Origin of the sequence: Collinsella aerofaciens (assembly GCF_001405375.1) — a bacterium.
Classification (GTDB): Bacteria; Actinomycetota; Coriobacteriia; order Coriobacteriales; family Coriobacteriaceae; genus Collinsella; species Collinsella aerofaciens_F.
Window position 1 is genome coordinate 58,444 of record NZ_CYYP01000006.1, and the last position, 6,098, is coordinate 64,541.

The 6,098-nt window shown below is 59.4% G+C and carries 6 protein-coding genes and 1 other RNA gene; 6 read left to right on the forward strand and 1 reads right to left on the reverse strand.

Translation table 11 applies throughout. The features are described from left to right. Positions 1 to 290 precede the first annotated feature (290 nt). Both rnpB and ARB25_RS04435 read left to right on the forward strand, forming a co-directional pair. An RNA gene (gene rnpB, locus ARB25_RS04715) (RNase P RNA component class A) lies at positions 291 to 652 on the forward strand. A gap of 226 nt (positions 653 to 878) precedes the next feature. Then, complete coding sequence (locus ARB25_RS04435) at positions 879 to 1,517, forward strand: YigZ family protein (RefSeq protein ID WP_172676320.1); 639 nt, start codon at positions 879 to 881, stop codon at positions 1,515 to 1,517. Positions 1,518 to 1,587: 70 nt separating this feature from the next. Here the strand turns inward: ARB25_RS04435 and ARB25_RS04440 are convergent, their stop codons facing one another. Further along, the gene (locus ARB25_RS04440; protein ID WP_055251626.1) at positions 1,588 to 2,034 is read right to left on the reverse strand and encodes a C-GCAxxG-C-C family protein; all 447 of its coding nucleotides are present in this window, start codon (positions 2,032 to 2,034) and stop codon (positions 1,588 to 1,590) included. A 230-nt stretch (positions 2,035 to 2,264) separates the two neighbouring features. Here ARB25_RS04440 and ARB25_RS04445 point away from each other — a divergent pair, with 230 nt between their 5' ends. The 4 genes from ARB25_RS04445 to ARB25_RS04460 form a co-directional block, all read left to right on the forward strand. Beyond that, the gene (locus tag ARB25_RS04445) at positions 2,265 to 3,548 is read left to right on the forward strand and encodes an O-acetylhomoserine aminocarboxypropyltransferase/cysteine synthase family protein (protein ID WP_055286123.1); all 1,284 of its coding nucleotides are present in this window, start codon (positions 2,265 to 2,267) and stop codon (positions 3,546 to 3,548) included. Between the two features lie 141 nt (positions 3,549 to 3,689). Then, a complete protein-coding gene (locus tag ARB25_RS04450) occupies positions 3,690 to 4,994 on the forward strand; it encodes an MFS transporter (protein ID WP_055286125.1) in 1,305 nt (434 codons plus the stop codon). 157 nt (positions 4,995 to 5,151) lie between these two features. Next, complete coding sequence (locus ARB25_RS04455; protein WP_055286127.1) at positions 5,152 to 5,730, forward strand: xanthine phosphoribosyltransferase; 579 nt, start codon at positions 5,152 to 5,154, stop codon at positions 5,728 to 5,730. Between the two features lie 83 nt (positions 5,731 to 5,813). Continuing rightward, the coding region (locus ARB25_RS04460; RefSeq protein ID WP_436197774.1) for a peptide chain release factor family protein at positions 5,814 to 6,098 on the forward strand (285 nt) is incomplete at its 3' end.

Sequence of the window (6,098 nt, forward strand, 5' to 3'; positions counted from 1 at the left end):
CCGCAATGGACGGGTCCCTTTTTGCATTTGGTGCCGAGATGCATGATGCTGCCCATGCTATCCACAAGCTATTTGGTTGTCGGTGCATGAAAAAATGCCGACATCCCGCCTCGGGGAGGAGGCGGGAACACACCGAGTAGACGGAGGGGTGTGGAGCGCGGTCGCGTCTCGACTGACGACGTTGCCCATCGACAGGACCATTGTAGCGCATGGCGGTTCTTGGTTTATCGTGTCGAGCGTTTGCGTTGTGCCATTGCCTGCGGCAACGGTGTGTTACACTCTTGCACTGCTGAGTGGGCCAGACGGTCGCGCGATGTGCTGCTTGCAGTACGCGTGAGGAAAGTCCGGGCTCCAGAGGGCGGGATGCCGGCTAACGGCCGGGCGGAGTGATCCGACGGAAAGCGCCGCAGAAAAGAAGACTCCCACCTGCGCCGCAAGGCGTAAAGGGAAAAGCTGAAACGGTGGTGTAAGAGACCACCAGCGTCGTGGCAACACGGCGGCTTGGCAAGCCCCATCCGGAGCAAGCGCGAATAGGAACGCTATGGGCCGGCCCGGTCCGCGTTCGGGTAGCGTGCGTGGAGCTGCACGGTAACGTGCAGACAAGATAAATGACCGTTCATGACAGAACCCGGCTTATAGGCCCACTTGGCAACTATGTTGACGCTGCGAACCCGTCAGCGCGGCAATCTGCCTTACAAGCCTTCGGGCACGACCATAAGGTCAATGCCCTCGTCTTTCAAGGCACCTTGCTCGCGCTGACGGGTTCTCGCTGTTGGTGACGGCATTATTGGCGTTTCCGTTCTTGTCGGCGAGGACAACGGTTCTGTCTTTGCCGTATTATTGAGGCTGTTTGTTGCTTTGCTTGTTGTTGAGGGGCTTTGTTGGACAGCTATTTTACTCTGCAATCGAATATTGAGGCTTCGGGCGAGTTTGTGGACCGCAAGAGCCGTTTTATTGCCCAACTGGTCCATATTGAGTCCGAGGATGAGGCGAATGCCTTTATCGAGATGGTTCGCAAGCGTCATTACGACGCTCGACACAATGTTCCCGCGTGGATTTTAGTCGATGGACGCGAGCGCCAGAGCGATGATTGTGAGCCGAGCCGCACGAGCGGTATGCCGACGCTCGAGGTGTTGCGTGGCGCGGAACTCAAAAATGTTTGCTGCGTAGTGACGCGCTATTTTGGTGGCACGCTGTTAGGGCCCGGTGGCTTGGTGCGCGCCTATACCGCGGCGACGCAGGCGGCGGTGGCCGCGGCTCAGGAGGCCGGACAGATCGTTGAGATGACGAGCGTTGTGCCCGTTGATGTTCATGTGGCCTATCCGCAATACGAACAGGTGCTTCGCCTGGCGCAGGATTCGGGCGCCAAGGTTTCGGATACCGATTACGCGGATGCCGTGACGATTCATTTGGTGTTTAAGGCGGGGGAGCAGGAGCCGTTTTGCGCTAAGATGCGCGAGCTTATGGCGGGGCGCGAGGAGATTGAGGTCGGCGCCCCCGAATTTGCCGAGTTCTAACGGCGACGGCCAGCGTACTTTTGGATGGATCCCAAGCGCACGCCGGCCTTTGTTTTTCCGTTGCTGCCGTTTACTCGGCGAGCTGCTTTAGCACATCGCAGGCAATCTCGACGGCATCGTCGATGCAGCCGGGGCAGCTGCGGAGCGGACCCTTATCCGATCCGATGCCCTTGAGCGTGCCGCAGACGGTCGTTGTGTTCTTCTCGCCAAAACGCTTGGCGATTTCGCGCGACAGCTTGTAGGTCTGGCCCTTGGTCTTGGGGTTTTCCATGCCGTCGCTCATTACAAAGCCCATGATGGCCACGGCGCCCGAGATGGCGCCGCAGGTTTCGGTCATGCCGCCCATGCCGGCGCCAAAGCCCTCGGTGAGGGTAAAGGCGACCTGGGGGTCGAGCCCGACGGCGGGCGCGAGCGTGCAGGCGACGGCCTGGGCGCAGTTAAAGCCACGGGCGTGATATTCGGCAGCTTGAGCCTGACAGGCGGTGATGTCGAGCTGGGCCGTATCGATTTGCTTCATCGTTGTCTCCTTGGTCACGGTGTACCCGCCTATGGTACCCGTGACGGGGCATGTAATCATCGAGAGCTTCATGTATGCCTCGTTTTTATCTATCGAGCAAATGCCCAAGGCTTGAGATAAATACCCCTGATCAATTTGTCCCATAACCTACCTTGGGGATGGGTTGAGAGGGGTGCAGGGTAGCGGTATCGTGAACCGAATAAAACGTAACCCAGGCAAGGGAGCTAGATATGAGCGAGCAGACCATCGGTACTACATGTGTTCAGGGCGGCTATCACCCGGGAGATGCCGAGCCGCGCCAGGTGCCCATCTACCAGTCCACCACGTGGAAGTACGACACGTCGGAGCATATGGGCAAGCTGTTTGACCTGGAGGAGTCGGGCTACTTCTACAGCCGTTTGCAGAACCCCACGTGCGATCTGGTTGCCGCCAAGATCTGCGAGATGGAGGGAGGCACTGCCGCGATGCTCGCGAGCTCGGGCATGGCTGCGAATTTCCTCGCGATCTTTAACGTGGCCGGTGCCGGCGATCATGTGGTCGCGAGTTCTGCCATTTACGGCGGTACGTATAACCTGCTCGCCCACACCATGGGCCGCATGGGCGTGACCTGCACGTTCGTCGCCCCCGACTGCACTGATGAGGAGCTCGAGGCAGCCTTTGAGCCCAATACCAAGCTCGTCTTTGGCGAGACGATCGCCAATCCCGCCCTTGCCGTGCTCGATATTGAGCGCTTTGCCAAGGCCGCGCACGACCACGACGTGCCGCTGATGGTCGACAACACCTTCCCGACGCCCGTGATGTGCCGTCCCTTTGAGTGGGGCGCCGACATCGTTACGCACTCCACCACCAAGTACATGGATGGACATGCTGCCTACCTGGGCGGCGTGATCGTTGACCACGGCCAGTTTGACTGGATGGCCCATGCGGATAAGTTCCCGGGTCTCACCACGCCCGACGAGAGCTACCACGGCGTGACGTATGCCAAGAAGTTCGGTCGCGAGGGCGCCTTCATTACCAAGGCCACCGCGCAGCTCATGCGCGACCTCGGCCCCATGCAGAACCCGCAGGCGGCCTTCTTCCTGAACAGCTCGCTCGAGAGCCTGCATGTGCGCATGCCGCGTCATTGTGAGAACGGCCTGGCCGTTGCCAAGTTCCTGCAGAGTCATCCCAAGGTACGCTTCGTGAGCTATCCGGGCCTAGAGGGCGATAAGTACTATGACATCGCTCAGAAGTACATGCCCAACGGTACCTGCGGCGTTGTGAGCTTTGGCTTTAACGGTGGTCGCGCGGCGGCTGAGACCTTTATGAAGAGCCTTAAGCTCGCCCAGATCGCCACGCATGTGGCCGACGCCCGCACTTGCTGCCTGCATCCCGCTAATGCCACGCACCGCCAGATGAACGATGAGGAGCTCATCGCCTGTGGCATCTCCGCCGATATGGTACGCCTGTCGTGCGGCCTCGAGGACACGGCCGACTTGATTGCCGACCTTGAGCAGGCACTCGAGCAGTGCTAGGCTAGCGTTCGCATAAGGCGCCGATGCTGGCAGAAAGCTTCGGCGACCTTTCGTTCCGATTCCGTAGGCGGGACCCCAATCGCGGCTGTTTGCTGGCGATTGGGGCCCCGTTTTTGCCTTGCGCCACTCGAAAGGATGGATATGGAGAAAACCGCAGAGCAGCTGCGCCGCGAGCACATTGCCCTTGAGGGCGACACCCATGGCAAGAACAAATGGGCGATTCTGTTTACCGTGCTCATCATGACGTTTATGTCGTGTCTGGATTCGACCGTCGTGACCGTGGCGTTGCCCGTGATGCAAAAGGAGCTGGGCGTGGGCCTCGATCGCATTCAGCTGGTAAGTTCGGTGTATCTGCTTGCGACTTGCGTGGCTATGTTGCCGTTTGGCCGTCTGGGCGACGTGCGCGGCAAGGTGAATGTGTTCCAGTTGGGCGTCATCGTCTTTTCGGTCGGTTCGCTGCTGTGCGGCCTTTCGGCCTCGCTTGAGGTTCTTATCCTGGCACGCATTGTTCAGGGCATCGGTTGCGCGGCGGCCATGGCTAACAACATGGGTATCATCACCGAGTCGTTTCCGGCGCGCGAACGAGGCCGTGCCATGGGTATTCTCGCGACCTTTGTGGCCCTCGGCATGATGTGTGGCCCCGTGCTCGGCGGCATGCTGGTGGCAAGCTTTCCCTGGGAGAGCATCTTCCTCATCAACCTGCCCATTGGCGTGATCTCGTTTATCGTGGGACTCTACACGCTGCCGCATGTTAGGCCAGAGGCCGGCGAACGTCCCATGCCCCTTGCCGAGGCCGCTCGTCGCTGCTTTGCAAATTCGGCCTTCACCATCAACCTTGCCTGCATGCTCATCGTGTTCGTTGGCATTGGCGCATCCGAGTTTATTCTGCCGTTCTATTTTCAGGACGCCCACGGCTTTGGTTCTGACATTTCCGGATTGCTCTTTTTGGCGCTGCCAATGGTGAATGCCTTTATCGGCCCGCTTTCGGGAACGGTTTCGGACCGTGTTGGCTGCGAGGGTCCCACGGCGGTCGGCCTGGGCGTGTATGTGTGCGGTCTCTTTGCAGTAAGCACGCTCGACGAGCACTCTTCTATCCCTGTGATCGTGTGCTGCGTCGCATTTATGTCGTGCGGTACGTCGATTTTCCAGAGCCCCAACAACTCGCTGTACATGGGCTCGGCTCCGCGCGAGGCACTTGGCTTTGCGGGTAGTCTGGGTAGCCTGGCGCGTTATGCGGGTATGGCACTCGGCATTACGGTGGCGTCGAATATCCTGTATGGACAGATGAGCGTGGCGATGGGCGAGGCCGTGACCAGTTTTGTTGCAGGACGTCCGGATGTGTTCCTGTTTGGTTTCCGTTCGGTGTTCTATGTGTTGATGGCTGTGGCCGCTGTGGGCTTTGCGCTTGCCATGGTGCGTTTGGTGAAGATGCGCGCCCGCCATTAGCGTGTTGGGAGGCTGTCTGCCACGATTCGCGCCGTCCCAAAAAGACTGGTTTGTGGTGCGATGCGGCTTGTGGGACGGGCGGGGGTCGGTCCGTGGTAGACTATCGAACAACGTTTATTAATCGCGCGGTATCGTTGCCGCGAGAAGGGGTTGCGCCATGCAGGAGCTTGAGGATCGTATTCGCCATGACGGCATCGTAAAGGCCGGTAACGTCCTTAAGGTTGATGCCTTCCTCAACCACCAATGCGACGTTGAGCTGTTCGACCACATGGGCGCCGAGTGGGCCCGACTGTTCGAGGGTGTCGAGATCAACAAGATCCTGACGATTGAGGCTTCGGGCATTGGCATGGCTTGCATCGCGGCTCAGCATTTTGGCGGCGTGCCGGTGGTCTTTGCCAAGAAGGCGCAGTCCATCAACCTCGACGGCGAGCAGTATGCCACGACCATCTACTCCTTTACCAAGCAGAAGGAGTACCCGGTCATTGTGGGTAAGCGCTTCCTGTCCGAGGGCGACAAGGTCCTGATTATCGACGACTTCCTGGCCAACGGCTGCGCGCTTGAGGGCCTTATTAAGATCTGCGAGGCTGCGGGCGCCGAAGTTGCCGGCATTGGCATCGCCGTTGAGAAGGGCTTCCAGGGCGGCGGCGATAAGCTCCGTAAGCGCGGCTTCCGCGTTGAGAGCCTGGCACGTATCGCCGATATGGACTGCGAGAACGGCGAGATCACCTTCGCCTAAGCGCGCAACACAAGCGATTGGTATGCGATGTGACAAAGGGACTGTCCCTTTGTCACATTTTTTGTATGAGGGGAGGTGTTGATATGGATGAGAATAAGATGGGATGGCGCGAGTATGCGCGCTATGCCGAGATGTCGGCCGAGGAGTTGGCGCGCGATTGCGAGGTGCAGGTGTTTCGCGCGACGGGTCCGGGCGGACAGGGCGTGAACACGACGGACTCGGCGGTACGCATGAAACATATCCCTTCGGGGATTGTCGTGATGGCGCGCGAGAGCCGCAGTCAGTTCCAAAACCGTAGCAGCTGCCTACGTAAGCTGCGCGCTGAGCTTGAGCGTCGCGGGCGTCCGCCGCGCCGCCGCGTCAAGACC